Raw genomic sequence first — 26,456 nt, 5'->3', positions numbered from 1 at the left:
AATCACAGGAGAAAAAGCTCGGCCAAAGGACGATCCCGACGGCCCTCGTCAAAATAAAAATCCAGCATCGTTTTCTCGGGAACGATATGACGCAGAGCGCCCCTCTCGTCAAGCACGTAGATAAGATGATACCGGTCCCTCATGAAGAGCCGGACGATCTCCGTAACCCGCCGCTTGTCCAGCACGACAATCGGGAGCGCCGCCGTCCCCCGGGACAACAGCCCCTGCTGACGGACAGGGCGGTTCACAAGAAAGCGGACGAACCGGTAAGGAATGCCGCGAAGCTCGTACCAGTTGGAGTATAGCAGGAACAAACCGATCATTAGCAAGTTGAGCTGCAGCCCGCCCTTCTCCGTCAAGAGATGGAGGGCCGAAGCGCAAAGCATGAGCCCGCTGAATACGAGGCTGATCCACACGGTAAGGCGGATCGTTTTCTCATAAGGAAGCCAGAGCCCGAAGAGCGCCAGCAGCACCTTTCCCCCGTCGAGCGGGAAAATCGGGAGCATATTGAATAGCCCGATCAGCAGATTGGCCTGCACGAAGTAAGCTCCCCATACCGGAGGCAGCAGGCCCCAGCCTGCCAGGAGGCTTCCGACCGCCATCATCCATGCGTTTTGAAGCGGCCCTGCCAGCGCTACGGTCAAGTCCTGCCACACGGGAATATCGGAATGCTCCTCCACGACGGCGACCCCGCCGAACGGCAGCAGCTGAACCTCCTTCACCTTCCATCCAAGGCCCTTCGCGGCCGCCGCGTGACCGAGCTCATGAATGAGCACGATGCCGAACAGCGTGATGATTTCCACGAAATACCCCGTCAAGGCAGACAACAGCACGATGATGGAGAACAGCGGGTGGAACCGGAAGCGGATGCCGAACCAGACCAGGCTCCAGCGGTTAATCAAACGAAATCACATCCGTCGGATTAAGAGGCCTGCCGTCCTTCGACAGGGCGAAGAACAGCGTCCCCGATGCAGGGCCCTGCGCCTTGGACAAGGTTCCGACGGTTTCCCCTCCCTTGATCCAGTCGTTCACCTGCACCTTCCCCGCCTCCAAATGGCCGTATACCGACTCCATGCCGTTCGTGTGGCGCAGAACGACGGTAAAGCCGCTGTCCTCTTTGACGCCGGCGAAGGTAACGCGCCCCGTGTCCAGAGCGGCAACGGGAGCTCCCGGCCTCGCTTGGACCAGAATTCCGCTTTGTCCCGGCGTGAAGGCCGCGATCACCTTTCCCTGCAGCGGAACGAAATAATGCTTGCTCTCGGCGCTGACCTTCTCTGCCTCCTGATGCTTTAGCGGATCCATGGCCGGCAGAAACGACGGGCTGCCGCCGAATTTCCGTTCGTACCAGGCCGCTAGCGCCTTGGCGTCGAAGGATTCGTTCAATGCCGAGCGGATATACCGCTTCCCCTCCTCCGACCAAGGCAGCTGGAAGTGAAACCAGCCCCAGATCATGGCCGTCAGCAATCCGCTGATGACGAGCTGCCGTGCGACCCGTCCCGATCTCGGCTCCTTCGTCCGATACCCCGGTGAACGGGAGTAGGCGGACAGGTCCTGCTGCCATTTCCGGTTCCATTCCGTCTCCGGATCGGACGAGTACGCCTCATGGGGTTGGTGCCTGGTCTCGCGATAGGCTGCAAGCTCGCTCTCTCTCCCTCTTTCTTGGACCATAGGAAAATGAAAGTGCGACCGCTCCGCCTCGAGAGGCGTGCGTCCCTGGCCGTCCTGCAGGTGTCGTATTTTCTCCATGCGCCGTTCGCGAATGCTCCGTTTGGAATCCATTGCCTGTCGCCTCCCAAGGCTTGTATATTCCATCCTATGAGCTTGTACGTCGGTTTTATTCGGATCGCGCGGGATTTAATTCGAGGGAAATTCGCTTCAATTCCGCCGAATGAGCTTCAATCAGGTTCAAACTTTTACTTTCCTAATTAAAAAAAACACCCCGAAGGGTGTCCAGATTGAAGAGAAGCCCGGCTATGCAGAAAAATGCAAAGGCGGTAGGTGGGGTATCCCCTGTAGGAGCGATAGCGCCCGCCTTTGTTATCGGAAAATGACCGCTGAATAGCGAATAAATCGAAATTTTCCGATAACAACAGCGGGCGGAAGGGGATACCCCACCGGAGTACCAAGGCAATCTTCTCTATTTCATAGGTTTCTCGGCATGCAAAACACCCCGGAGGGTGTCCAAGCACTGCTATTCTTCTTCCAGAAGCTTGTCGTCGTGGACCCGGATGCTCAAGACGAGACCCATTGCCAGCATATTGATCATGAGCGAAGTCCCCCCGTAGCTGACAAAAGGCAGCGTAATGCCGGTTAAAGGCATAATGCCGATCATCATCCCGATATTTTGGAAAATCTGGAACACGAGCATTGATACGATCCCGACGATCATGTAGGAACCCGCATGGTTATTGCAATAAATGGCGATAAGGATCATCCGGTAAATCATCACGAAGTACAGCAGGAGCAGTACCGACGCACCGACAAATCCGAACTCCTCCCCTACGACGACGAAAATGGCATCCGTATAAGCGACGGGAATAAAGTTGCTGTGAATGGACGTTCCATGCAAATATTTCTCGCCCATCAGCGATCCCGAACCGATGGCCCGAATCGAGTTCATGACCTGCCACTTCGCGTCCCGGGATGCTTCGTCCGGATTAATGAACGTATTAAGCCGTCCGATCCAGTGCTCGGGCACATTCACCGACTTCAAGAAACCGATCAGCGGATCATGATAATGCTGGAATACGTAGAGGAATAAATAGCCTCCGCCCCCCAGCACGATGGCCCCGATCAGCACATAGCTGAACCGGATATTGCCGATCCAGTACATCCCGAGCAGAATCACGAGAAAAATAATCGCATTCCCGAGATCCGGCTGAATGATCACCAGAACGAAAGGCACAAATACGATAAGCCCGATCGGCAGCACATCCCGGAATAAGGTCAGCGACTCACCCTTCCGTCTGGCCATGAAGACCGCCAGCGTCATAATGAGAATAAGCTTGAACAATTCCACGGGCTGAAAGTTCAGCCCCATCGGCAGCTTAAACCAGCCTTGCGCGCCGTTAATGGTTTGGCCGAGCTTGAGCACGATCACGAGAAGAAGAAGTCCAGCGCCGTAATAATAGTACGAGCCTTTTAGCAGAATGCGATAATCGAGCCAGCTGACCGCCAGCATGACCACAAGCGATACTCCGTAAATGACGGCCCATTTGGCAATGTCCACTTTAACGGTATGATCGTCGATGGTAGCGCTGTAAACCAGCAGCATGCTGATCACCAAGAAGATTGCCAATATAAAGATGATGGACCAGTCGATTTTTTTAAATTTGTGAAGCAACGTAGGTCATCCCATCCCGAGAAACTTTTTCATTCGACCGAACATGCCCGGCTTCTCATCCATCTGCATAAGCGGCACGGAGTCTCCAAGCATTCGGCGAGCGATATTGCGGTAGGCAATGGCCGCTCTCGAATTCGGATTCATCACGGTAGGCTCCCCGATGTTCGCCGCTTTGATGACGTATTCGTCGTCAGGCACGATGCCCAGCAGATCGATGGCCAGCACCGAGCAGATTTCGTCGATGTCCAGCATCTCGCCCTTCTTCACCATCATCGGGCGAATCCGGTTGATCACGAGCTTCGGCGAATCGATCTGAGGCTCCTTCTCCAGCAGTCCGATGATGCGGTCGGCATCGCGCACTGCGGCATTCTCGGGAGTGGTCACAACGATCGCTTTGTCGGCTCCGGCCACGGCATTCTTGAAGCCTTGCTCAATGCCCGCAGGACAATCGATAATGACGAAATCGAATTCGCGTTTGAGCTCCGTTACGATCTGTCTGACCGCATCGGGCGAGATCGCATGCTTATCCTTGGTCTGTGCGGCAGGAAGCATGTACAGCTCGTCGAACCGCTTATCCTTCACCAGGGCTTGAGCCAACCGGCAGCGGCCTTCGGCCACATCAATGAGATCATAGATGATGCGGTTCTCCAGCCCCATCACCACGTCCAGGTTGCGGAGGCCGATGTCGGTATCCACCATGACCACTTTTTTCCCCTGCAGCGCCAGCGCCGTGCCGATGTTCGCGGAGGTCGTCGTTTTCCCGACGCCCCCTTTCCCTGAAGTGATGACGATTGCCTCTCCCATGGGCTTCACTCCTCAAGAAATTTGATTTAAGCCAAGCTTGTGGAAATGATGGACTTTGTCGATCTCCATTTTCCCGTTTTTGATATAGGCGAATTCCATATAGGCATCGTACGCCTCGCTGACGTCCCACTCATCCGGCGGCCGGCTGATAATGCCGGCGATCCGCAGCTGCGTAGGGCGCATATGCGAAGCGGCGATGACCGCGGTTTCATCCCCGTCGATGCCCGCATGCGCCATGCCGCGCAGCGAACCCATAATATAGATGCTCCCGGTGCTCACGATGGAGCCCCCGGGATTGATGTCGCCAAGAAATAAGACAGGACCATCATGCGACAGGGTTTGCCCGGAACGTACCATCCCGCGAACCATCTTCACCTCGGTAGGATCCGGCTCCGCCTTCTGGACGGCGGAATCGGCGGTTTCGATGGACTGCACGAGCAGGTTGCCCTTGCGGCTTATAATTTCGCGAACCTCGCCCTTCTGCTCTTCGGTCGCCGGCCTGCTGCCCAGCTGAACCCGGACGTGAATGATCGGTCCGGTCAATATTTGCTGGTGCGTCTTCTCCAGCTTGTGCTTCAGCTCCGCCAGCACTACATCGAACTCGCAAGCATCGTCGAGCAAAAATACAAGGCCGTCCTTAACCCCTTTGATCGTCACATGATGTTTTGTTGCCGTCATAAGCGTTTCTACCCCCTAAGCCTATACCATTCGGCTTCGTACGCGCGTTCTCCTGCCGTCATACCGCAAATTTTACTATTCTTCGGCCGCGGAGGACGAGATGGCATGGCTCTCGAACATTTTTCGGAGCGGAACGTATACGGCTAGGGCGAATAGCAGGTTAATGAGCATGCTGGGCAGCATCTGGTGAAAGAACGCCCATTGAAAGTCCAGATGCGTCACCCGGAACAACCGGTATAAACCGAAGATGATCATTTCATAAGACAAATTGCCGAGCGCAATGACCAGCATGCTGACAACGATACTGGAGTACAGACGGCCGTTCATGAGCCCCGCCAAATAACCGGTTAAGCCCATGCTGAACGCAACCGGACCGAGCATGGGCGAGAAATGAATGATATCGTTCAGCATTCCGAAAAACAAGCCGTACAAGAGCGCGGTATGCCGGTTGGCGAAAAGGCCGATGAACAGGACGATCACAAGCGAGAAATGAGGGCTTACAAGCACCTTCGATTGCCAAGCTACCGGAAGGATCCAGGGCAGAACGGTGCTCTCAAGCAGGAAGAGGGCGGTGAGCAGCAGGCAAAGTCGTCTATGCATGCGTCCTCACCTCACTTCAGCTCCGGCACTTCGATGATGAACACTTCCCGAAGGTGGTTGAACGCTGCGAACGGTTGAATGGTTGCCACGTAGGTGATGCCGAAATCGCCTTCGTGCTTCTCGACCACCTTGCCGACCTCAAGTCCCTGCGGGAATACCAGCCCTCTGCCGGAGGTAATGACCGTATCGCCGGGCTTGATCGGATCCCTCGGGTCAATCTTGCTCATGACTAGCAGCTGCTTTTCCTTGTCATAGCTCTCGATATATCCGTATGACTGGTCGTTCTCCTTCACCGTAACGGATATCGCTTTGGATTCGCCGGCCGCCTTGTCGTCGATGCCCGTCAGCAGCTGCACGTCGGAGTGGAACGGCGATACGGCGACCACCCTTCCTACAAGGCCCGCTACCGACATGACGGCCATATTCGTCCGGATCCCGTCCTTCTCTCCCAAGTTGACGGTAATCAGGTTGTTGGCCAAATCGAATTGAATGACCTCGGCGGTCCGGAACTGGTAATTGTTCATCTGCTTCTGCCGTTCGGTGAACCCGAGCGCGTCCTGCAGGCGCTTGTTCGTCTGCTCCAGATCGTTCAGCCGCGAGGTATCCCGGGCGTATTTGGACAAGGTCTGGCGCAGCACTTTATTTTCTTCGTAAATGGTCGTCAGGCGGCTCATATCCTCGAAGAAGCCGACCACGGCTCCCGTGGGCCGGTACAGCACGCCCTGCGCCCAGGATACGGTATCCTTCAAGAACTTCTCAGGCCATGTCCCGTAACCGCGGCGGCCGAACGTCAGCCCCATCAGGACGATGAAGCAGATCAGGCCGAGCATGAGGATCAGCAGCCTTTTATTCCCCATTAATTTCACAACTTAGCACCTTCTAACCTAGAGCATGGACGTCATGAACGACGCGCTTTGCTGGCCGGACCCGATCTTGTTCGGAACAGGTGGATGTTCTCGAGCGCTCGCCCCGTGCCGATAGCCACGCAGTCGAGCGGATTATCGGCCACAAGCACCGGCATCCCGGTCTCGCGGGAGAGCAGCTTGTCCAGGTTGCGAAGCAGGCCGCCGCCGCCCGTCAGCACGATGCCGCGGTCCATAATATCCGCAGCGAGCTCCGGAGGACATTTCTCCAGTGTCACCTTCACGGCTTCCACAATGCTATTCACCGTGTCGGCGAGGGCGTCCGTGATCTCATCCGACGTCACGGCCATCGTCTTCGGAAGACCGGATACGAGATCGCGGCCGCGAATTTCGAGCCGGGTAGACGGCTCCAGCGGCAGAGCCGAGCCGATCTCCATCTTGATCTGCTCTGCGGTGCGTTCCCCGATCATGAGATTGTACGTCCGCTTGATGTATTGAATGATCGCCTCATCCATTTCGTCTCCGGCCACGCGGATCGAACGGCTTGTTACGATGCCTCCGAGCGAAATGACGGCGACCTCCGTCGTACCCCCGCCGATGTCCACGACCATGCTTCCTGTCGGCTCCCATACCGGCAGGTCGGCGCCGATGGCAGCGGCGAACGGTTCCTCAATGGTATACGCATCTCTTGCTCCGGCTTGGCGCGTAGCGTCCTCCACGGCACGCTTCTCGACGGCGGTAATGCCCGACGGCACGCATATCATCACGCTCGGATGGCGCTGGAACAGCACCCGCTGCTTCTGGGCTTGGCGGATGAAATATTTGATCATGGTCGACGTTGTGTCAAAGTCGGCGATGACGCCATCCTTCATCGGACGGATGGCGCGGATATTGCCCGGCGTGCGTCCGATCATTTTCTTCGCGTCGTTGCCCACCGCTTCAATCGTCTTCGTATCCGTGCGAATGGCGACGACCGAAGGCTCGCGTACGACGATTCCTTTTCCTTTGACGTAAACTAATGTGTTGGCTGTCCCCAGGTCGATCCCGAGGTCCTTCGTTCCGAACATATGTGTGGTGCTCCCTTCTCTATTTCAAGCGTCTTGTGCGCTATGTATCCATGGATTGGTCCGGCTCCTGACCGGTTGTTTGGTAGAGAAGCCTGATCGCCGGTGCTTCCGGACGGATTCCAGCTTCCTCTTGTCGATTCTTGCAGAATAACAGCGGCTCTCCAAAACCTGTTCCCTATTATATTACATCCATCCGAGCTCCTTCAAACTGACGAAGCCGCGGTCGCCGATGACGATGTGATCCAGCACCTCGATGCCGATAATCCCGCCGGCTTCCACAAGTCTCCGGGTGATCTCGATATCTTCGGAGCTGGGGGTCGGGTCCCCGCTCGGATGATTGTGCGCGCATATGATCGAAGCGCTGCTGCGCTTGATGGCGGCACGGAACACCTCCCGCGGATGAACGATCGACGCATTCAAGCTGCCCATGGAGAGCGTTTCTTGGCCGATCACGTGGTTCTTGGTGTTCAGGAACAGACAGACGAAGTGCTCCTTCTGCAAATAACGGAGCTCCTCGGTAAGCAGCGCTGCGACATCCTGCGGCGACCGGATGGTCACCGTATCGCTTAGCACGCTGCGGGCCATTCTGCGGCCGAGCTCTATGCCGGCCTGCACCTGCAGCGCTTTGGCTTCGCCGATCCCCTTGATCTCCGTCAGCTGCTCCAAGCTCATGTCCGTCAGGCTGCGAAGCCCGCCGGAGCTGCGAAGCAGGCGCTGGGCCAAGGCTACCGCCGATTCCCGGTACGTTCCCGTGCGGAGCAATACCGCGAGCAATTCTGCATTGCTTAATGCTCCTGCCCCATACTGCATCATGCGTTCTCTCGGTCGTTCGTCGTTTGGGACATCGCGCAATGTGGTATTGAGCGATTCCATGCATTCCCCTCTTTCGTTCGTAGGATAGGCTGTTGCTGATGTTACGAATCCTCATTATATCATGACGCCTCTTCAAAAGACAGCGACGCCCAGGCGGGCGAGCGAATCCGACAGCAGCGACATCGGGAGTCCCACGACATTGAAATAATCGCCCTCGATCCGCTCGACAATGGTCGCTCCCAGCCCTTGTATGGCATAAGATCCGGCCTTGTCCTTCGGTTCTCCGGTCTGAATGTAGGCGGCGATTTGCCGCTCGGTCAGGGGCTTCATATGCACTTCGGTCATCCGGTGGCCCGATACGGTCTCGCCGGTGGCGAGATCGATGCAGACGACGCCGCTGAACACCTGATGCCGGCGTCCTTGAAGCGCCTGAAGCATCCGCTTCGAGTCCGCTTCATCCTTCGGCTTCCCCAGCACCTGGTCGTCCAGCACGACGATCGTATCCGAGCCGATGACCACGCCCTGCTCGCCTTGAGTACGGTCTACCTTACAACATTCGTAGACGGTGCGGGCTTTGCGACCCGATAATTCTTCCACTATTTGGGGAGGTTTCCATCCCGGTTCGACCGTCTCGTCCGCATCGCTGGCCACGATGCGGTAAGGCAGGTTCAGCGACCGGATGAGCTCTTGGCGGCGCGGGGAGGAGGAGGCAAGGATCAGCGTTTTTTCTACAATTGTCGACATAAATACATTCCCTCGTTTCGAATGTTCTAAGAGCGGGTGCGGGGCCGCGCGATCGGACGGAGCAAAAGGTTCGGAGCGGATTACAGCCTGCGGTACATCCAGAATCCGGCAGCGAGGCCGAGGATGCCGATCAGGTTTAAACGGATTTGCAAATTCAGATCGTATTTGACGACAAGCAGGTCGGCCTTGGGCTGCCAAGAGAGCTCCACCGAACGGATGAGGAAGGAAAGCGCCGGCACGCCCGACAGAAGCTGGCCGATCAAGGTTCCGGCCACCAGGCCGAGCAGCAAAACGAGAATGAGCGTGAACGTGTTCTTTTTCAAATGTAGGATACCTCTCTCAGGCGATTTACAAACCAAAATAAAGTAAAATTGCCACTCGCTATTATAGCATATTTCGGCCAAGGATTGGGCAATGTTCCCTGCTTACATAACTAGCGGCATGCCTGTACAATAAGACCCGAAGAGGAGTGAAACATCGATGAAAAAGCCTTGGGTGCGGGCTGCGGTGCTCGCCCTTAGCCTGTTTGTGCTTCCGCTGCCCGCGGAAGCCGCCAAAATCGTCGTCGACCCCGGTCACGGCGGGATGGATTCGGGGGCCGTCGGCATAAACGGTCTGATGGAGAAAACCGTCAATCTCGATATTGCGCAGAAATTGAGGGATGCTCTCGTCCAGCGGGGATATGAAGTGGTCATGACCCGGCAGAGCGACGTCTACTGGTCCCTGAAAGAGCGGGTGGATTATACGGATGTGCAGGATGCGGATTTGTTCGTCTCCGTTCATGCCAACTCCTACTCGAATCCGAATACGCGGGGCTCTATGGTGCTTTACTACGATGACGCCTCTCCTCAGGAGAGCTATCCTGCCAGCGAGCGCATGAAAGCGCTGACCCCGCAGAGCCGGGAGCTGGCGCAAAAGGTGCTGGATGCGTTCGTCCGGAAGACGGGGCTGCCGAATCAGGGGCTCACGCAAAGCGCCGTGTACGTCGTGCGGATGGGCTCGATTCCGAGCATTCTCGTGGAGACGGCATTCTTGTCCAACAAAACGGATGCCGCGCTGCTCGCGAATTCCGATGAGCGGACGCTCATGGCCGGTGCGATTGCCGAGGGCATCGAGGCGTATCTTCCGCCGGACGAGCTGTTCCCGGACCTCAGGGGACACTGGGCCCGGGAGGCCGTGCTGCGGCTGCAGGCGCAGCACGTGGTGGAAGGAACCGGTTCGCACTTCGAGCCGAACCGGATGCTGACGAGAGCGGAATGGGTGACGCTGCTCGGGCGGGTGTTCGACCTGCCGGCGGGTGCGGCAGGGAGTTGCGGCGCCCCCGGCACGGTGGGGGGTGCGGTCTACGGCGGCGGCTGTGGGAGCGGAGCCGCCGGCGGGCTGTCCGCGTTCCGGGACGTGAACGCGGGGCATTGGGCCTTCGCCGCCCTGGAGAAGGCGGTGAAGGCCGGCGTGCTGGAGGGCTACCCCGACGGCACGCTGCGGCCCGACCGCCCGGTGACCCGGGCGGAGGCGGCCGCGCTTTTGCAGCGGCTGGCCGAGGCGCCGCAGGCGCCGGCGGGACGCCAGCCGTTCCAGGATGTGCCGGCGGGTTATTGGGCGGCGCAGGCGATCGCCGGCCTGCAGGCGGCCGGCTGGGTGGACGGCGTGACGGCGGAGCAGTTCCGGCCGGAGCGCTCCATCACGCGGGCGGAAGCCGCCGCATTGATCGACCGCTATGTCCAGAGCGCACCGAAAAAGCCGAAGAACCAGCCTTGATAAGGGAACAGCATGCAGGAGCAGGCTTCCCCTTACTTCAGGCCGGTTCTCCGGCTTTTTTTCGTTGTATTCCTGTTATTGTACGGAAGCGGTCTTGAGCAAATCCTTCTCCGCCACCAAATACTGCATCAGCGCCGTCTGTGCCTGCCATAGGTAAGATACCGACGGATTCTTCTTATATTCCTCTAGCGAGACGAGCGCCGTGCCCAGCGCGCTGTTCATCTTGGGCAGGGATGCTTTTCCCGCTTCCCCGAGGCCGTCGCTGACCGCGGAAGCGGACGAGGACCACGCTTGATGTGACGACTTGATTGTTTGGAACGCCTTGTCGTCCAATCCGGTCGGCTTGACCTCGTTCAGGTGCTGCGTCGTTTGGACGGAGATAAGCTGCAGGAGCTTCTCGCCCTGGGAAATATAGGAGGTGAACACGTCCGCGCTCTTCCCGTTCCAGCGGATCTTCGAAGCTCCCGGCACGTCGAAGGTTTTCAGCAGCACATCGATTTTCTTCTGCTTATACTGCTGGCTGAGGGCCTGGGCGTCGTCACGGCTCACAGCCATTCCGACGTAAACCGGGTTCTTGTCTCCCCCATCGCCGGCTGCGGCGAATCCCTTCTTGCGAAAATCCGCTTGGGCGGCCTCCGCGCTTTGAGCCGTGCTGAACACGCCGCCCTGCAGGAACGTGTAGGATTTGGGCTGTACGTTCACAGCAGCAGTGCCCATACCTGCGATCGCGGCGGAAACGGGCGAGGCGCCGCCTGCCGCCGGGTCTGCCGGCTTCGCCGCTGCGGCTCCGGCCCCGTCCGCCGGCTTCCCTTGGGCGGCGGCGGGAGCCGCCGTATCCCCGGACTTCTTGGCCGGCTGCTGGGAGGATACTGGGACATCCGCCGGCTTCGCCTTGCCCGGATCGCCGCCTCCGGAGAACATCGACAGCACGAGAAATCCGAAGGCTACCCCCGTGACGACCGCTCCCGCGACCGAGGCGGTGACCTTGAACCAGGACCCGTTCGAGGGTCTCGTATAGTATCCCGTGTTCTTGGGCTCGTACCAGCGGTGATCCCGCAGCTCTTCCTCCCGCTGCGGCCCGCGTTCCCGCTCGACGTAGCCGGTCTCCGGATTGACCGCCGGCGCGCCCGTACCCCGGATCAATCGCTCCACCCGCTGCGTATCGGTATCGAACGAGCTCTGCCACCCGCCGTAATCGGTCGTATATTGGTTAAGCGTCTGTCCGTCGACGATCAGCGGCTCCTTGGGTTGTACGGGCTTCGTGCCGGACGGAAGGACGCTGCGCGCCTCTTGCTCGGGATGAGCTTCCGCTTTTTCTTCGATAATCCGGTATTCCTCCTGATGCAGAGGGATCACCTTCGCTTCCCGCTGCGGCGCAGGCTTCGATCCCGGCGAGGTCTGCTCGAAACGAAACGTCATCTTGGCTTTGTTCATAGCTTCAACTCTCCCCTTGTCCCATATCGTATTACTAGACTATGAGAGACCGGGGGCAAATAGAACCAAGCCTTTGCGTTTCATCCGTACTCCGCCGGCGATCCGCTCCTTATGCCGCGCTTCCCGACACCCGGCAGCCGGCGCATCCCTTCTTGCGCCTTCAACGCACGAAACCCCCGGGTTCCAAGCATCGCTTGAAATCGGGGGTTTTAACGGCTGCTCATCCCGTACGGGCTACGAGCGCCTTGGCCAACCCGTCGGCGGCCTTCCATATGTCGCCCGCTCCCATCGTCAGGACGAGGTCGCCCCGGCTTACAGAATCGTACAGGTACGCCTGCACCTCTTCCTTCGTCGGAATATATTTGACGTTCGGATTGCTGTTCTGCCGGATCAGGTCGACCAGCTTCGCGGAATGGATCCCTTCGATCTGCTTCTCGCCCGCCGGGGAGTAGATGTCGGTGATGATCACCTCATCGGCATCCGGGAACGCCCGGCTGAATTGCTCGAACAGAAAGTACGTGCGCGTATACCGCTGCGGCTGGAACACGGCAACGATGCGCTTGCCGGTCGCCCGGGCCGCTTGAATCGTCGCTTCGATCTCCGTCGGATGGTGGGCGTAGTCGTCGATGACCAGAATGTCATCCACCTCGCCCAGTACTTGAAACCGGCGCTTGGCGCCGCGGAAATCCGTAATCGCCCCCGCCACCTGCTCGAACGAAAGCCCCGCTTCCATACAAGTAATCAGCGTCGCCAGCGCGTTATAAACGTTATGTCTTCCCGGTACGGAAAGGTGAATCGTCCCGAGCACGGCTCCGCCATGCGAGACGTCGAACGAAACCTTCCGGTCGCCTAAACAAATGTTCTGCGCCCGGTAATCCGCGTCCTGGTCAATCGCGAAAGTGATGACCTCGCTCTTGATCGACGGAATCATCTCCCGCAGGTAGGCGTCATCCTTGCAGACGACCGCTCTTCCCTCCGACTTCACTTGGCTCAGGAACTGCGAATACGCTTTTTTCAAATTGTCGAAATTGCCGTCGTAGTTCTCCAGGTGGTCCGCTTCGATGTTATTCACGATCGCAATCGAAGGCTGGTACTGAAGGAACGAGCCGTCGCTTTCATCCGCCTCCGCCACGACCCATTCGCCTTGTCCGGCCTTGGCGTTGCTGCCGACGTTCATAATCTCGCCGCCGATGATGAAGGTTGGGTCCTGCCCGCATTCCTCCAGCACCAAAGCGATCATGGAGGACGTCGTCGTCTTTCCGTGAGCGCCGGCAACGGCGATGCCTTTCTTCGCATTCATGAGGCGTCCCAGCATCTGAGAGCGGTGCAGAATCGGAATATTGAGCTCCTCCGCCGCCACCATCTCTACATTATCTTTCGGGAGCGCCGTGGAATAAACGACGACATCGGCTCCTTTTACATTCTCCGCCTGATGTCCGATGTACACCTGCGCCCCCTTGGCCGCGAGCTTCTCCGTCAATTCCTGCTGCGCCAAATCGGATCCCGATACTTGGTAGCCCATTTCCAGCATCACTTTGGCAATCGCACTCATGCCGTACCCGCCGATGCCGATAAAATGGATATGCTCCGATGTATTCACGCGCGTCTCACCAGCCTTTTTCAGAATCGGATTGATGCTTGATCCAGGAACGTACATCCCCTATTAAATATAACGTGCCGGTTACGACAGCCAGGTCGTCCTGTGCCGTCAGGCGTTGTAAAGTTTCCAGCGCAGTTTTCCATTTCGGCTCCACGATCACTTCCACATCCGTGCGCCCGATCTCCGCAAGCAGCCTCTCGGCAAGCGCCGCCAAATCGGAGGCCGCTGCCTTCTTATGCCACTCCGGCTCAGTCAGGATGAGGGTATCCACTATTGGTAGTATATGCCTGAAAACCTCCGTATGATTCTTATTTGACAGCATTCCCATCATCAAATACAGCTTTTTGAACGAATACGTGGTTTTAAGCGCCTCAGTGAGTGTTTGCGCCCCTTCTGGGTTATGCGCGCCGTCGATCAGAATGCGGGGCTCCTGCGAGATCAGCTCCAGCCGGCCGGGCCACTGGGCCCTGTTCATCGCGCGAAGCAGATCCTCGTCCTCCGCCAGGAAAGCGTAGTATTGACGCAGCACCTCGATCGTCATCAAGGCGACCGCCGCATTCTTGAGCTGATGCCCGCCGTTCATGGAAATGGCCACATCCGGAATCGTACGGAACGGACCGGTAAAATGAAATTTCTGCTCGTTCTCCCGGACGGACAGCGTCTCGTAACGGAACGTGCGGTTCATCAAATACAGCGTCGCGTGCTTCGCCTTGGCCGCCAGTTCGACAACCTCGATCACTTCCGGCTGCTCCACGGCGCTGACGACGGGAACGCCGGCCTTGATAATAGCCGCCTTCTCCGCAGCGATCTGCTCAAGCGAATCGCCGAGCAAATCCATATGGTCGTGCCCGATGTTCGTAATGACCGAGACGATCGGGGTGACGATATTGGTCGAATCGAGGCGGCCGCCGAGTCCCGTCTCCCATACGACAAAGTCGGGATAAGCGACGCGGGCGAAATATTCGATCGCCGCCACCGTCGAGATCTCGAACATGGACGGTTGTCCGTGTTCCTCCGCGACGGCTTCGATCACCGGCTTGATTTTGTTGATTACGGCCAAAAGATCCTCGTCGGAGATGTTCTCCCCGTTGATCCGGATCCGCTCGTTATATTTCTCGATGTAAGGGGACGTGAACGTCCCCACATCGTACCCGCACTGCTTGATCACTTCGGATAAATAGGAGCAGACGGAGCCTTTGCCGTTCGTCCCCGCGATATGAATGAACTTGAGCCGGCGGTGCGGATTGTCCAGCAGCTCCATGATCCGCTGCATCCGCTCGAGGCCCGGCTTGATGCCGACGAGGGGGATGAAGCGGACAACCCAATCGACGGCTTCCTTGGCCGTTTGGAACGGCGCTGCGGTTTGCTTCGTGTCGCTCATGCCCGGCTCATCCTCTCAACTCGGCGATGCGCGCCGTTACTTTATCCCGCTTGTCGGCGTAATCGGCAAGCTTCGCTTTTTCCTCGTCGATGACCTTGGCCGGCGCCTTGGCTACGAAGCCTTCGTTCGACAGCTTCTTCTCGATGCGCTCAACCTCGCTGTGTAAGGTGGCCAATTCTTTCTCCAGACGCGTTATTTCCTGGGCAATGTCGATCAGCCCCGCCAGTGGCAAATACAGCTCTGCGCCGGTGACGATGCCTGTCATCGCTTTATCCGGCGACGACAGCGCCGCATCGATTTCCAGCAGCGACGTGTTGCAGAAACGGCGAATATATTCTTCGTTGCGCTTCAGCACGGCAAGCGTCTCTTCGCCGGCCGGCTTGACGAGCAGCTCGATCTTTTTGCTCATCGGCACGTTCACTTCCGCGCGGATGTTACGCACCGTCCGGATGATGTCCATCAGGAGCTCCATCTCGCGGACCGCGTCCGCCGCCTCGAAGCGGGCTTCCTCTACCGGCCAAGGAGCCAGCGTGATCGTGTCTCCTTCATGCGGCAAATGCTGCCAGATTTCTTCGCTGATGAACGGCATGAACGGATGAATCAGACGCTGTGTCCGGTCCAGCACGTATGCCAGTACAGACTTCGTCGTCCGCTTCGCCGCTTCGTCCGTACCGTACAAGGAAAGCTTGCTGAACTCGATATACCAGTCGCACAAATCGTCCCAGATGAAGTTGTACAGCAGGCGTCCTGTCTCCCCGAATTCATAAGCGTCGATGAGCCGGGTCACGTCGCGGACGGTTTCGTTCAATCGGTGCAAAATCCAGCGGTCGGCCGTGCCCAGCTTCCCGCTCAGGTCGATCTCCGAAGCCTGAAAGTCGCCGAGGTTCATCAAGGCAAAGCGCGAGGCGTTCCAAATCTTGTTGGCGAAATTGCGCGCCTGCTCGACTTTTTCCCAGCGGAAGCGCAGATCCTGCCCCGGCGTGGAGTTGGTCGAAATCATGAAGCGCATGGCGTCTGCGCCGTACTTCTCGATGACCTCCAGCGGATCGACGCCGTTGCCGAGCGACTTGGACATCTTGCGGCCCTCGGAGTCGCGCACGAGACCGTGCATCAGCACGTCCTTGAACGGAATCCGATCGGTGAACTCCAGACCGCTGAAGATCATCCGCGCGACCCAGAAGTAAATGATATCGTAGCCGGTCACCAGCAGATCGGTCGGGTAATACCGCTTCATATCTTCGGTTTGGTCCGGCCATCCGAGCGTGGAGAACGGCCACAGCGCGGAGCTGAACCACGTATCTAGCACGTCTTCGTCCTGTCTGAGGTGCGTTCCTCCGCATTTCGGACAAACCGTCGCATCCTCCCGGGCGACGATCACCTCGGAACAGTCGCCGCAATACCAGGCTGGAATGCGGTGACCCCACCACAGCTGACGCGAGATGCACCAGTCGCGGACATTCTCGATCCAGTGCAAATAAATTTTCTCGAACCGGTCCGGCACGAAATTCACGCCTTGACCGGCTTTTTGCGTTTCGATGGCGCGGTCGGCTAGCGGCTGCATCCGCACGAACCACTGCGTGGAGAGGTAAGGCTCGACGACCGCGCCGCTGCGCTCGCTGTGGCCTACCTGATGTACGTGCTCCTCGATCTTCAGCAGCACGCCCTGCTCCTTCATGTCCGCTACGATTTGCTTACGGCAATCGAACCGGTCCAGTCCCTGGTATTTGCCGGCGTTCTCGTTCATTTTGCCGGATTCGTCCATCACGAGCACTTGCGGCAGGTTATGGCGTTTGCCGACCTCGAAGTCGTTCGGGTCGTGCGCCGGCGTAATCTTGACCGCGCCGCTGCCGAACTCCTTCTCAACGTATTCGTCCGCCACGATCGGAATTTCGCGTCCGATGATCGGCAGCACGAGCGTCTTTCCGATGAGATGCTTGTAGCGCTCGTCCTCCGGATGCACCGCTACCGCCGTATCGCCCAGCATCGTCTCCGGACGGGTCGTCGCCACGACGATAAACTCCCCGCTGTCTTTCACCGGGTACTGCAGATGGTACAGCGCCCCCTGCACCTCTTTATATTCCACCTCGATATCCGACAGCGCCGTACGGGCCGCCGGATCCCAGTTGATAATATATTTGCCGCGGTAAATCAGGCCCTTCTCGTAAAGGCGTACGAACACCTCGCGCACAGCCTTCGACAGCCCTTCGTCCAGCGTAAACCGTTCGCGGGAATAATCCAGCGAGAAGCCCATCTTGGCCCACTGCTCGCGGATGGTTTCCGCGTACAGCTCCTTCCATTCCCATACCTTTTCCAGGAACTTCTCCCGACCAAGATCGTAGCGGGTGACGCCCCCCTCGCGAAGCTTCTGCTCCACCCGGGTCTGCGTGGCGATCCCGGCATGGTCGGAGCCCGGCAGCCACAGCGCGTCGAAGCCCTGCATCCGCTTCGTGCGGATCATGATATCCTGCAGCGTGAAATCGAGCGCGTGCCCGATGTGCAGCATCCCCGTTACGTTCGGAGGCGGGATAACGATCGTGTAAGGCTCCGCATCGGGCCTCGCTCCCGCTTTAAAGTACTGGCCCTTCAGCCAGTAATCGTACCATTTTTTCTCGGCTTCCTTCGGGTCGTACGTGGTCGGCATCGACGTTTCCGGCGCTGTAGTGGTTTTGGTTTCTTCCATAGGTGCAACCTCCGATACTTTGCTATCAATATGATTTGTTCTTTCTACAAAATACCCAGTGAGCGGGTATGTCCTGCAGGAGCGGAGCGTTCCCCTTTAAATTCGGCCTCTTACCGTTCAGAAGTTCGGTGAATAAGCAGTGGAGCGGGCGGAATCGTTCTGGAGAAGCGTTAGTGTTCGCCTTTGTCCCCGGATTCTCACCACTCAAGGAGTTAGGTAATCCAAGAATCTGGCGTCGGGGCCCGCAAAGTACCCGGAGTTGCTTCTTTGAAAGGACTTCACTTTGCGGGGCAGAGCAGCGATCGGAAGAACGATCCGCACGCGCAGCGGCCTCTTTTTCACCGGACTTGTAAGTAATAATCCGAATGAGGCTGAATTTAACAGGGACCGGAAGGACATACCCTGAACGTAGAAAAGGCCTCCCGTCCGTAAAGGACGAAAGGCTCTCGCTTCCGTGGTACCACCTTTATTCCGCGGTTCAGGCACAAGGAACAAAATTTCCCTCGCGCTGAGCAACCTGCGGCTCTTGAACAGATAACGGCTGCGGCCGGCCCGGTCTAAGCTCGCGCTTCAACAAGGCAACTCCGGGGCGACTTCGGCAGCTTGAGGTCCTGCGGCTCCTTCCAGCATAAAGACGGTCCGCTCTCTGTAGGTTTCGCTGCCTACTATTCCCTTTCCACGTTGTTGTAGGTTCTATGCGTAATATGATAAACAACATTAAGAGTAGAGTCAATAAGCAGTATAACCAAAAAATCCCCGTTCAAGCCGCTGCGGGCTTGGACGGGGACCATTTTTTTCAAATAACATGCGGGCTTTATTTGGGAATACGGACGATTTGGCCTTCCGATACCTCATGATCTCCCAGGCGGTTGAACAAAGCGATCTCCCTCGGGTTCAGCTCGTATCGTTTGGCGATCGATTCGAGGGTCTCCTCCTTCTGGACGATGCAGAGCCGTAACCGTTTAAATTCCTGCTGTTCGCCCCGGGAGCTTAGAAGTAAATTTTTCCACTGCACCTTGTCCGCAGACGCAGCGCTGCCGGCCGAAGCTTCCTCTTCCGCCTGCTGCTCCACTCTCGCATGCGATGCCGCCGCGTGATTGAGCAGAGACGACAGACCGTAGGACTTGACGGTCGGCACCTCAGGGGCGGGGGCGGCCTCCGGCTCCGGCTTTTTGCTGCCGAAGGCCAGCTTCAGCTCCTTCTTCTCCTCCGCCGTGGAAATCGTGAACTCTTCCGCCGCATTTTCTGCGGGGACGGGCTCGAATGCGCTCGCGGCGGCTGGGACCGCCTCCGGCTCCCCAGAAGCGGTTACGCTCTCGGAAGCCTCTCCGGCGAAAACATTGGAATCCGCGCTCGACGTTTCTCGGGAGGCAGGCTCCGGTTCAGCAGCAGGCGGGGGAGAGCCGGAGCCGGCTTCGTGCACGAAAACGACTTCCTCTTCCGTTTCGCGCCATGCTTCCTCGTCGGGGGCCGGAACCGCCTCCAGCCCGTTCAAGGAAAGCACGCCCGTGATGTTCAGGCTGCGGGCCGACAGCAGGTCGACATCGAAGTTATCAATTTCTACCGCAATATCCTCCACCCGGCTCACCCGGTTAAGGGGCAGCGTAATTTCCACCGGAATAAGGTGCTCGAGCGTCTGATCCGTACGGTCCAATTCATCCACGTAGGTTCCCGTGAGCAGCAGGTTGCCCCGCAGCAATGCTTGTTCCCCTTGAGGGAGCACCTGAATGTGGGGCACCAGCTCGATGCCCTCCAGCTCTTTAATTCCCGCAACTCCTTCGGATAAATGCACGCGTTCGTAAATATCGAATCGCAGACCTTGTTGTTCCGTTGTCAATGTAAGTCCTCCCTCCATCTTTCCACGTTTCCAAATGGGCTTCGAATACCGAATGGGGCCCTCGCCATTGTCTTTACAATTTATATGGTCCGGGAGAGAGGAGCATGACTACTATTTTTTCAGACGGTTCAGCAGGGCGGCCAAATCCGCAGGGAGCGGCGCTTCGACTTCAACGGGCTCTCCAGTCCAAGGCTGAGGAAACACCAGCCGTTCGCCGTGCAGCGCCTGGCGGGACAAGCCCTCGCTGCGCCCGCCATAGAGCGCGTCTCCGAGGAGCGGATGACCGAGGTGGCTCATGTGGACGCGGATTTGATGCGTTCTGCCGGTTTCCAGCCGCAGCCGGACAAGCGCCGCATCGCGGTAGCGCTCCAGCACTTCATAACGGGTGACCGCCCGATCGCCTCCGGGCGATACCCTGCGCCGGACGGCGTGGTGCCGGTCCCGTCCGATCGGCGCGTCCACCGTACCCCGGTCCGATCGCGGCCGGCCCTGCACGAGAGCGATGTAGATACGCTCGACCTGCTTCTCCCGCATCGCTTCATCCAATCGAATTTGCGGCCATTCGTACTTTGCGAAAAGCACCGGCCCCGTCGTATCCTCATCAAGCCGGTGAATGTGCCTCGGACGGCAGGCCTGGCCGGTGCTCTCCAGATGCCAGCCGACCGCCTGCAGCAGCGTACCGGTCTCCCCCGCTTCCGTCGGATGCACCTTCATCCCTGCAGGCTTCAGCGCAACGAGGCAAAAATCGTCCTCATAGCCCACTTCTACCTCGGCCCATTCCGGCATATATTGTAGCGGCTCGGACGGAAACAGCCTCAGCCTCGCACGCTGTCCCTGGAGCTGAATGCCGCCTTCTCGGCCGAGCTTCGACACGAATTTGGGCGTAAAGCCCGGCAAACCCCGCAGCGCGTCAGGCCCCGGCAATTCCTCGGGCAAGGTCCATTCTAGCCATTCACCCTTGCGCTTCCAGCCGGCCCCCTTCATTCGGCCGCCTCTTTCCTTACGGCAGGATCGCGCCGCCGCTTCGCCTTGCGTCCGGTTTCCCATACGCCATAGATCATAATCAAGACGAACGCTCCGAAAAAGACGCCCAGCACGGCAATCAGCTCCAGCGTCATTCCAAAAAAGCTGTAATGCTTCAGCATGATGTTTCCTCCAAATGGTCCCTATCGTCTGTGTCCCATTGTAGCAAATAATGTCTCTCCTCTCAAAAGCGGTTTCACTTCCATTGCCGCCTGGAACTGCCGCAGCCGCCGGTCTATCAAATCGTGCTATACTATGGTAAAATAGGAGAGATGTTTGCTAGATTGTAGAATGTTTTCCTTGAAAGCCTCGGCAACTTCATTTTGTATGGGAGAGGACTAATTTTGAATACTGCCTTACGAACCCTCCGTCATTGGAGCTGGTTGAAGAAGTCTATGTTTTTAATCGCAGCGTTTACGTTCCTGACCTCCAGCTTTCTGTTTCTGACGCCGCCGGGCGGCCAAATTCGCGAGTGGCTTGCGCAAACGGTCATCACCACGCAGCACCGCAGCTGGGCATGGATCTTCGTCGGTGCGGAGCAGCGCGACATCATGGTTCAGCGCATGCAAACCTCCATCGAGGAAGCGGCCATGGAGAAGCAGGATATGAACATGGTCAAGTACAAAGCGACCCACCGCAAAGCCCGTTCGATCGACGAGCTGATCAAGGTCGAGGATATTTCCGGCCAGTTCTGGAAAGGCAAGAAGATGACCGTGTATGACCCGACGACCATTCGCGTCATGACGCCGTCCCATTCGGGCGAAGGAGAGAAGATTTCGTCCATGGTCACCCGTACGGGAGCGGTGGCCGGGGTCAACGGCGGCGGATTTGACGATCCGGAAGGACTCGGCAACGGGTTTGCGGCCATCGGAGCCATTCTCTCCGGCGGAGAAGTGGTCTATACCGACCAGGACGGCAGCATTCCGCAGCACATTGTCGGCTTCACGAAGGACGGCACGCTTGTCGTGGGCAAATATAATATATTCGAGCTCAGAGATATGGGCATCTCGGAAGGCGTCTCCTTCTACCCGCGCCTCATTGCGAACGGCAAGCCGCTCATTACGAGCGGCGACGGCGGTTGGGGCCGCGGCCCTCGCACGGCGGTCGGACAGAAGGCCGACGGTACCGTCATTTTCATCGTCATCGACGGGCGGCAAGCTCACAGCGTAGGGGCAACCCTGAAGGAAGTGCAGGACCTGTTCCTCGAAGATGGCGTAGTAAATGCCGGGAACTTGGACGGAGGCGCTTCTTCGGAGCTGGTTGTCGACGGGCAAGTCGTTACCAAGCCGTCGAGCCGGTACGGCGAACGCCGCTTGCCATCCGCCTTCCTCGTGTATGACAAACCGGAGCTCGTTAAGGCGAATCATGTCTGGGACGGCATTGATAAGATCGACGCAGGCGGCTCCTACGATCATCCGGACTTCCTGAGGGAACAGGCAGAGCTGAAGGCGAAGCAGAAGAGCAACCCGCCGCCCGCTGCACCTAAGACCGAAACGAAAACCGACACGAAGACGGAAACAAAGACGGAGCCCAAATCAACCGAAACGAAAACGACGGAGCCGAAGGGCGACGTCAAGACCGATACAGGCAAAACAGGCTCTGCCGACCCCGGAACCGGGGCCGCTCATCCTCCCGCCGGAACCGGAGCAGGCAAAGAGCCTGCGGCGGGGCCCGGAGGAGCAGGCGAGCCCGGAAAAACGCAGGGCACGGGCGCAGCCGTTCCGGGAAGCGGCAGCCCTCCCGCCCCGGGCGGCGCTGCCGTCCCGCAAGGCAGTACGCCTCCTGCAGCCGGCGGCCCAACGGCCGGAGGCGCAGGACAGACGGCGCCTTCCGCCGGATCCGGGAGCAGCCCGGCGACAACCACTCCGCCGGCAAAACAGACCGACACGACGTCTGCGGCTCATGAGAGCGTGAACAACGGAACACCTCCAGCCGCCGGTCAAGCTCAAGGCACCGTGAAGACGCCATAACATCTACATACATCCATCTCGGTAAACCCGACTGTTAGGTACGCTTGAACCGGGATGGGTACTGAAGAGACAAGGTATGAACACATATATTCCGTCCAGGATAAACGCGCTGGTCCTTGTATTACAAGGACCAGCGCGTTTATCAAGGTTGATAAGAATTTATAAGTTATGAAAACTTATAAATTCTTATCAACTCAAAAATAGGCCCGGCCGGGCGAGGTACACCTCGCCGGCCGGGCCTTTACTGTGCTACAACGATTTCAGCGCTTCATAATGCGCTTCGATCGTACGCTCGATATCTTCGTCCGAATGCGCGCCGGAAACGAACATGCCCTCGAACTGCGAAGGGGCTATGCTGATGCCGCGATCCAGCAGCGCTGCGAAATAACGGTTGAATTTTTCCAGATCGGAGGTCTTCGCCGTTTCGTAATTGACAACCCGCTGCGAGGTGAAGAACGGGCAGACCATAGAGCCTACGCGATTGATCGTGCTCTCCACGCCAAGCTCGCGGGCGTTCGCCAGGAAGCCTTCCTCCAGCCTTGCGCCCTTGCGCTCCAGCTCCTCATAAAAGCCCGGTGCTCCGATCAGCTTCAGCGTCGTATAGCCGGCCGCCATCGCAAGCGGATTCCCCGACAAGGTGCCCGCCTGGTAGATCGGCCCGGAAGGAGCCACCTGCTCCATGATGTCGCGCCGGCCGCCGTAAGCGCCGACAGGCAGTCCCCCGCCGATCACCTTGCCGAGACAGGTCAAGTCCGGCTTGATGCTGTATAGGCCCTGCGCGCTGTGCAGACCGACGCGGAAGCCCGTCATCACTTCGTCGAAGATCAGCACGCTGCCGTACTGCTCCGTGACCGCGCGGAGTCCTTGCAGAAACCCTTCAGCAGGAGGCACCACGCCCATGTTCCCGCCGATCGGCTCGACGATAACGGCGGCGATTTGTTCTCCGAACTTCTCGAACGCCAGCTTTACCGATTCGATATCGTTATAAGGCACTGTAATCGTATTGGCGGCTACGCTCTCCGGCACGCCGGGGCTGTCGGGCAGACCTAATGTAGCGACGCCGGACCCGGCTTTGATCAGCAGCGAATCGGCATGGCCATGGTAGCAGCCTTCGAACTTCAAGATTTTGCTTCGGCCCGTGAAGCCTCTGGCCAGCCGCAGCGCGCTCATCGTCGCCTCCGTGCCGGAATTGACCATCCGCACGAGCTCGATCGAAGGAATGCGCTCCGTCACAAGCCGGGCCATCTCGGTTTCCAGCTCCGTTGGCGCGCCGAAGCTCGTTCCGAGCTCGGCCGTACGTTTGACCGCCTCGACCACCTCAGGATGGGCATGGCCTACAATCAAGGGACCCCAGGAGCCGATATAATCGATAAACTCGTTTCCGTCGATGTCGATCACTTTGGACCCGATTCCCTGCTTGATGAATAAAGGGGTGAGGCCTACTGATTTGAAGGCGCGCACCGGGCTGTTCACCCCTCCCGGAATAACCTGCTTCGCCTCCGCGAAAGCTTGCGCCGAGCGCGCGTCCGAACGTGGGTTAAGCTGACTCATCTTCCCTCTCCTTTACCATAATATGACTTGCCGTGGCGAACCAACCCGATATATAATAACCGCGAACTTAAATGCCGCTATCCACGGGACAAGCCTGATACAGGCCCTGAATCCTAAGGTAACAAGGAGAAGCCATGATCGATTTCCTGAACAAAGTATCCTTATTCGCCAATTTAAACGAACAGCAGCTGAATGCCATTGCCGGGCTTTGTTACAAGAAATCGTTCAAAGCGGGCACGGTCCTCTTCCAGGAAAAAGATCCCGGCTCCGTCTTCTATATCGTCTTCAGCGGTTCCGTGAAAATCTATACGGCCTCCGGCGGCGGAGAGGAAAAGATCCTCTCGCTCATCCGTTCCGGCGACAGCTTCGGCGAGCTCTCGCTCATCGACGGCAAGCCGCGTTCCGCTTCGGCCCAGACGCTTGAGGACAGCGTGCTGATCGCCCTCAACGCCGGGAGCTTCCTGGAGCTATTGCGCAGCAACTTCGACATTTGCCTCATCATCATGCGCGAGCTGTGTGACCGGCTGCGGGACACCAATCAGCAGGTGTTCGAACTGACGTTCCTCGATGCCCGCACCCGGGTGATCAAGAGCCTGATCAAGCTGGCCAATAAGAACGGGATCCGCCAAGGCAGCGCAATTCATATCCGAATGAAATTGAACTATGATGAAATATCGCAAATGGCCGGCGTACAGAAGCCTGATCTGATGCGGGTCATCCGGGATTTCCAGGATCGACAAATCCTGACGTTCCAAGATCAGGACATGAAGCTTGATCTAGCCAAGCTGCGGGGCTGAAACAAACGGCAGCCTAATCCGAAAGCCCGGCCAAACGGGCAAGCCGGGCTTTTTCTTCGTTGATCAGCTGCTCCCGGTTAAGCTTGTTCCAGATACGCCGCCGTCGCCTCGGCAGCGTACTTGCCCTGCTTGATGCAGTCCGGCAGACCGACGCCGTGGAAGGCCGCGCCGCTGATCTGCACCCCCGGCATCCTGCTGCGGAGCGCCTCGCGAACGCCGCTTATCAGCTCCAGATGGCCAACGGGGTACTGCGGCATCGACCGTTTCAGGCTCGTCATCTCCGTGAACAGCGGCTCCGCCGTAATGCCCATCAGATCCTTCAAATCCTTGCGCACCGCTTGGATCACTTCGTCCTCAGTCATGCCGAGCCACCGTTCATCCCCGGACCGTCCTACATAACACCGGATCAGCACCTTCCCGCTCGGGGCGGTATGAAGCCATTTCTCCGAAGTCCACGTGCTGGCGGTGATGAATCTGCCCTCGCTGCGCGGAACCAGGAAACCGGAGCCTTCGAGCTCCCGGGTCATATCCTTCTCGTCATAGGCCAAAATCACATTCGCTACCGATACATATTCGATCCGGCCGAGCTCCTTGATCTCCGGCACGCTTTCCTCCAGCATGGACGTCAGCGCAAAGGCCGGCAATCCCGCGATCACCGCGTCCGCTTCCTCGACCCCGCCGTCCTCGCGAACGATGCGGTACACGTTGCCGCTTCGCTCGATACGGGCGACACCGCACTGCTTCACGAAGCGCACATCGTCCAGCGCATCGAGGAGCCCGTGCACGACCGTCCCAAGCCCTTCCTTGAACGTCAGGAACGTCGTCGTTCTTGCCGCCTGCGGCAGCGTGCGGGTTTCTTCGCCTCCGGACTTGCGGTTCCTCATCATCCCAAGAACGAGACTCCGATGCTTTTGCTCGATCGCATGAAACTGTGGGAACGTCGCCTTCAGACTCAGGTTGTACGTATCCCCCGCATATATCCCTGCAAGCAGCGGCTCCGCCACTTGCGACAGCACCTCCTTGCCCAGCCTCCGGGTCAGGAAGTGACCGAGCGATTCGTCCGCCGGATCCGTCCGCTTCGGCAGCACGAGATCGAGCGCCGCACGCGCCTTGCCTTTCATGGTCAGCAGACCGCTCCGCATGAAAGGAGTGATCTCGGTCGGTATGCCCAGCACCAGACCCGGCGGCATCCGGTGCAGCTTCCCTTTGTTTAAAATGTAAGTCTTCTTCGCATTCGGATTCGTGCCGACGAGCTGATCCTCGAGCCCCAGCTCCCGGGCCAGCTCGATCATCGGAAGCTTGCGGGCCAGGAACGAATCCGGGCCCTTCTCAATGACGAAGCCGTCCCGCTTCAGCGTTTGGATTTTGCCTCCGAACCGCTCACCCTTCTCCAGCACTGTAATTTGCACGGTCTTTCCCAGACGTTTGGCCGCCTGCTTCAAATAGAACGCGGAGCTCAGTCCGGTCAGTCCACCGCCGACTATAACGACCCGTCCCAGCGATTCTCCCATGG

General features: G+C 58.2%; 23 protein-coding genes. 3 read left to right on the top strand and 20 right to left on the bottom strand.

What is annotated here, in order from left to right; translation table 11 throughout:
* Positions 1-2 precede the first annotated feature (2 nt).
* The 11 genes from O9H85_RS13140 to O9H85_RS13090 all read right to left on the bottom strand — a co-directional run bounded on the left by O9H85_RS13140 (position 3) and on the right by O9H85_RS13090 (position 9,235).
* Positions 3-902 carry a M50 family metallopeptidase gene (locus tag O9H85_RS13140; RefSeq protein WP_269881850.1) on the bottom strand — a complete coding sequence of 300 codons (900 nt, stop codon included), beginning with the start codon at positions 900-902 and terminating at the stop codon, positions 3-5.
* Positions 895-1,779: a M23 family metallopeptidase gene (locus O9H85_RS13135; RefSeq protein ID WP_269881848.1), complete on the bottom strand. Its 885-nt coding sequence runs from the start codon at positions 1,777-1,779 to the stop codon at positions 895-897. Before O9H85_RS13135 ends, O9H85_RS13140 begins: the two co-directional genes overlap by 8 nt.
* Positions 1,780-2,191: 412 nt before the next feature.
* On the bottom strand, positions 2,192-3,343 hold the full coding sequence (locus O9H85_RS13130) for an FtsW/RodA/SpoVE family cell cycle protein (protein ID WP_269881847.1): 1,152 nt from the start codon (positions 3,341-3,343) through the stop codon (positions 2,192-2,194).
* Positions 3,344-3,349: 6 nt separating this feature from the next.
* Positions 3,350-4,147 (bottom strand): septum site-determining protein MinD, encoded by a 798-nt coding sequence (gene minD / locus O9H85_RS13125; protein ID WP_269881846.1) that lies wholly within the window; start codon positions 4,145-4,147, stop codon positions 3,350-3,352.
* A 12-nt stretch (positions 4,148-4,159) separates the two neighbouring features.
* Positions 4,160-4,825 (bottom strand): septum site-determining protein MinC, encoded by a 666-nt coding sequence (locus O9H85_RS13120; protein ID WP_269881845.1) that lies wholly within the window; start codon positions 4,823-4,825, stop codon positions 4,160-4,162.
* A 75-nt stretch (positions 4,826-4,900) separates the two neighbouring features.
* Positions 4,901-5,425, bottom strand: coding sequence for a rod shape-determining protein MreD (mreD, locus tag O9H85_RS13115; protein WP_269881844.1), 525 nt, complete (start codon positions 5,423-5,425; stop codon positions 4,901-4,903).
* Positions 5,426-5,436: 11 nt separating this feature from the next.
* Positions 5,437-6,282, bottom strand: coding sequence for a rod shape-determining protein MreC (mreC, locus tag O9H85_RS13110; RefSeq protein WP_333474200.1), 846 nt, complete (start codon positions 6,280-6,282; stop codon positions 5,437-5,439).
* Between the two features lie 41 nt (positions 6,283-6,323).
* Positions 6,324-7,355: a rod shape-determining protein gene (locus tag O9H85_RS13105; protein WP_269881842.1), complete on the bottom strand. Its 1,032-nt coding sequence runs from the start codon at positions 7,353-7,355 to the stop codon at positions 6,324-6,326.
* A 183-nt stretch (positions 7,356-7,538) separates the two neighbouring features.
* A complete protein-coding gene (gene radC, locus O9H85_RS13100; RefSeq protein ID WP_269881841.1) occupies positions 7,539-8,228 on the bottom strand; it encodes a RadC family protein in 690 nt (229 codons plus the stop codon).
* 72 nt (positions 8,229-8,300) lie between these two features.
* A complete protein-coding gene (locus tag O9H85_RS13095; protein WP_269881840.1) occupies positions 8,301-8,912 on the bottom strand; it encodes a Maf family protein in 612 nt (203 codons plus the stop codon).
* Between the two features lie 80 nt (positions 8,913-8,992).
* Complete coding sequence (locus O9H85_RS13090; protein ID WP_269881839.1) at positions 8,993-9,235, bottom strand: DUF4321 domain-containing protein; 243 nt, start codon at positions 9,233-9,235, stop codon at positions 8,993-8,995.
* 157 nt (positions 9,236-9,392) lie between these two features.
* Here O9H85_RS13090 and O9H85_RS13085 point away from each other — a divergent pair, with 157 nt between their 5' ends.
* On the top strand, positions 9,393-10,670 hold the full coding sequence (locus O9H85_RS13085) for an N-acetylmuramoyl-L-alanine amidase (protein WP_269881838.1): 1,278 nt from the start codon (positions 9,393-9,395) through the stop codon (positions 10,668-10,670).
* Between the two features lie 75 nt (positions 10,671-10,745).
* Here O9H85_RS13085 and O9H85_RS13080 read toward each other — a convergent pair whose 3' ends face one another.
* The 7 genes from O9H85_RS13080 to O9H85_RS13050 form a co-directional block, all read right to left on the bottom strand.
* Entirely contained in the window at positions 10,746-12,104 is a 1,359-nt protein-coding gene (locus O9H85_RS13080; protein ID WP_269881836.1) for an SPOR domain-containing protein, read from the bottom strand.
* Between the two features lie 220 nt (positions 12,105-12,324).
* Positions 12,325-13,704: a UDP-N-acetylmuramate--L-alanine ligase gene (murC, locus tag O9H85_RS13075; protein WP_269881835.1), complete on the bottom strand. Its 1,380-nt coding sequence runs from the start codon at positions 13,702-13,704 to the stop codon at positions 12,325-12,327.
* Between the two features lie 7 nt (positions 13,705-13,711).
* Positions 13,712-15,085 carry a bifunctional folylpolyglutamate synthase/dihydrofolate synthase gene (locus O9H85_RS13070; protein WP_269881834.1) on the bottom strand — a complete coding sequence of 458 codons (1,374 nt, stop codon included), beginning with the start codon at positions 15,083-15,085 and terminating at the stop codon, positions 13,712-13,714.
* Positions 15,086-15,092: 7 nt separating this feature from the next.
* Positions 15,093-17,765, bottom strand: a complete 2,673-nt coding sequence (locus O9H85_RS13065) for a valine--tRNA ligase (RefSeq protein ID WP_269881833.1) — start codon at positions 17,763-17,765, stop codon at positions 15,093-15,095.
* 814 nt (positions 17,766-18,579) lie between these two features.
* Positions 18,580-19,602: a LysM peptidoglycan-binding domain-containing protein gene (locus O9H85_RS13060; RefSeq protein WP_269881832.1), complete on the bottom strand. Its 1,023-nt coding sequence runs from the start codon at positions 19,600-19,602 to the stop codon at positions 18,580-18,582.
* A 111-nt stretch (positions 19,603-19,713) separates the two neighbouring features.
* A complete protein-coding gene (locus tag O9H85_RS13055) occupies positions 19,714-20,586 on the bottom strand; it encodes an RluA family pseudouridine synthase (protein ID WP_269881831.1) in 873 nt (290 codons plus the stop codon).
* Positions 20,583-20,747: a hypothetical protein gene (locus tag O9H85_RS13050; RefSeq protein ID WP_269881830.1), complete on the bottom strand. Its 165-nt coding sequence runs from the start codon at positions 20,745-20,747 to the stop codon at positions 20,583-20,585. Before O9H85_RS13050 ends, O9H85_RS13055 begins: the two co-directional genes overlap by 4 nt.
* A 222-nt stretch (positions 20,748-20,969) precedes the next feature.
* Between O9H85_RS13050 and O9H85_RS13045 the strand changes: the two genes are divergently transcribed.
* Complete coding sequence (locus O9H85_RS13045; RefSeq protein ID WP_269881829.1) at positions 20,970-22,595, top strand: phosphodiester glycosidase family protein; 1,626 nt, start codon at positions 20,970-20,972, stop codon at positions 22,593-22,595.
* A 249-nt stretch (positions 22,596-22,844) separates the two neighbouring features.
* Here O9H85_RS13045 and hemL read toward each other — a convergent pair whose 3' ends face one another.
* Positions 22,845-24,146, bottom strand: coding sequence for a glutamate-1-semialdehyde 2,1-aminomutase (gene hemL, locus O9H85_RS13040; protein WP_269881828.1), 1,302 nt, complete (start codon positions 24,144-24,146; stop codon positions 22,845-22,847).
* Between the two features lie 134 nt (positions 24,147-24,280).
* On the opposite strand from hemL, the gene O9H85_RS13035 reads away from it, so the two are divergent.
* The gene (locus tag O9H85_RS13035; protein ID WP_269881827.1) at positions 24,281-24,943 is read left to right on the top strand and encodes a Crp/Fnr family transcriptional regulator; all 663 of its coding nucleotides are present in this window, start codon (positions 24,281-24,283) and stop codon (positions 24,941-24,943) included.
* Between the two features lie 77 nt (positions 24,944-25,020).
* Here O9H85_RS13035 and hemG read toward each other — a convergent pair whose 3' ends face one another.
* Positions 25,021-26,454 carry a protoporphyrinogen oxidase gene (gene hemG, locus O9H85_RS13030; RefSeq protein ID WP_269881826.1) on the bottom strand — a complete coding sequence of 478 codons (1,434 nt, stop codon included), beginning with the start codon at positions 26,452-26,454 and terminating at the stop codon, positions 25,021-25,023.
* Positions 26,455-26,456: the final 2 nt, after the last annotated feature.

Origin of the sequence: Paenibacillus gyeongsangnamensis, assembly GCF_027533625.1 — a bacterium.
In the GTDB taxonomy this organism is placed as follows: Bacteria; Bacillota; Bacilli; order Paenibacillales; family NBRC-103111; genus Paenibacillus_G; species Paenibacillus_G gyeongsangnamensis.
The sequence above is the reverse complement of the archived record's forward strand: the minus strand, read 5'-3'. Positions and strand labels throughout refer to the sequence as shown.